Annotated in this window: 2 protein-coding genes; both read right to left on the bottom strand. The window is 73.6% G+C overall.

The features are described from left to right. Positions 1-1,364: lactate utilization protein B (locus ACL02O_RS34085; RefSeq protein WP_412822299.1), on the bottom strand; the 1,364-nt coding region annotated here is incomplete at its 3' end. A gap of 5 nt (positions 1,365-1,369) precedes the next feature. Then, a partial coding sequence (locus ACL02O_RS34080; protein ID WP_412822298.1) for a heterodisulfide reductase-related iron-sulfur binding cluster occupies positions 1,370-1,744 on the bottom strand: 375 nt, incomplete at its 5' end.

Genomic DNA, 1,744 nt, shown 5'->3' with positions numbered 1-1,744 from the left:
GTCCAGCCGGCCAGCGGCGGCGGCAGGCCCCGCCCGCGTGGGCCGGCGAGCCGGCTCAGCCGCGCGGCGCGCTGCGCGGCCGCGTACAGCGCCGGGTGGTCCATCGTGTACGCGGCGGCGGCCATGGTCGCTGCCTCGGTGCGGGGATGCGGGGCCTGCCCGCGCAGGTGCACCAGGATCGACGGGATGTCGATCATGACCGGGCAGGCGTCGTAGCAGGCCCCGCAGAGCGACGAGGCGTACGGCAGGGAGGCGTTGTCGGCGACCCCGGTGAGCTGCGGGGAGAGCACCGCCCCGATCGGCCCCGGATAGACCGACCCGTACGCGTGCCCGCCGGTGCGCTCGTACACCGGGCAGACGTTGAGGCAGGCGGAACAGCGGATGCAGTGCAGCGCCTGCCGGCCGACCTCGTCGGCGAGCACCGCGCTGCGGCCGTTGTCCAGCAGCACCAGGTGCACCTGCTGCGGCCCGTCGCCCGGGGTGACCCCGGTCCACATCGAGGTGTACGGGTTCATCCGCTCCCCCGTCGACGCCCGCGGCAGCAGCTGCAGGAACACCCCGAGGTCGGCCCAGCGGGGGATGACCTTCTCGATGCCCATCACGGTGATCAGGGTCTGCGGGAGGGTCAGGCACATGCGCCCGTTGCCCTCCGACTCGACCACCGCCAGGGTGCCGGTCTCGGCGACGGCGAAGTTCGCCCCGGAGACGGCCACCCGGGTGCGCAGGAAGGTCTGCCGCAGGTGCCGGCGGGCGGCGGCCGCGAGGGCGGCCGGTTCGTCGGTGAGGTCGGGATCGACGCCCGGCATCTCCCGCCGGAAGATCTCCCGGATCTCCGCCCGGTTGCGGTGGATCGCCGGCACCAGGATGTGGCTGGGCCGGTCCCGGCCGAGCTGGACGATCAGCTCGGCGAGGTCGGTCTCGACCGGCTCGATCCCGGCCGCCTCGAGCGCCTCGTTGAGGCCGATCTCCTGGGTGGCCATCGACTTGACCTTCATCACCCGGTCCGCGCCGGTGGCCCGGACCAGGTCGGTGACGATCCGGTTCGCCTCGACCGCGTCGGCCGCCCAGTGCACCGTGCCACCGGCGGCGGTGACCGACGCCTCCAGTTGTTCGAGCAGTTCCGGCAGGCGGGCCATGGTGTCACTCTTGATCGCCCGGCCGGCCGCGCGCAGCTGCGGCCAGTCCGGCACCTCGCCGATCACCGCCCCCGACTTCTCGCGGATGGTGGTGGTGGCGTGCCGCAGGTTGCGCCGCAACTGCGCGTCGCCGAGCGCCCGCCGGGCCGCGGCCGGGAACGACTCGTCGCCCCGCAGGTGCCCCACCCCGCGGGGCGCCGTGGTGGGCATACCCAGAAACGTCCGCACTCCGCTCACCCCCTCGTCGCTCCGACAGTCTCGGTGGAGGCCAGAATCTCCGCCAGGTGCACCGTCCGCACCCCCGCCCGAAGCCGGGACAGACCACCGCCGATGTGCATCAGGCAGGAGGCGTCCCCGGCCGTGCACACGTCCGCCCGCGTGGCCAGCACATGCCGCATCTTGTCGGCCAGCATCGCCGTCGAGGTGTCCGCGTTCTTCACCGCGAACGTCCCACCGAAGCCGCAGCACTGCTCCGCCTGCGGCAACTCCACCAGGTCGAGTCCGCGTACCGCGCGCAGCAGCCGCAGCGGCCGGTCCCCCACCCGCAGCAGCCGCAACGAGTGACACGTCGGGTGATACGCCACCCGATGCGGGAAGTACGCCCCGAC

The organism is Micromonospora mangrovicola, assembly GCF_047200535.1.
Taxonomy (GTDB): domain Bacteria; phylum Actinomycetota; class Actinomycetes; order Mycobacteriales; family Micromonosporaceae; genus Micromonospora.
The sequence above is the reverse complement of the archived record's forward strand: the minus strand, read 5'-3'. Positions and strand labels throughout refer to the sequence as shown.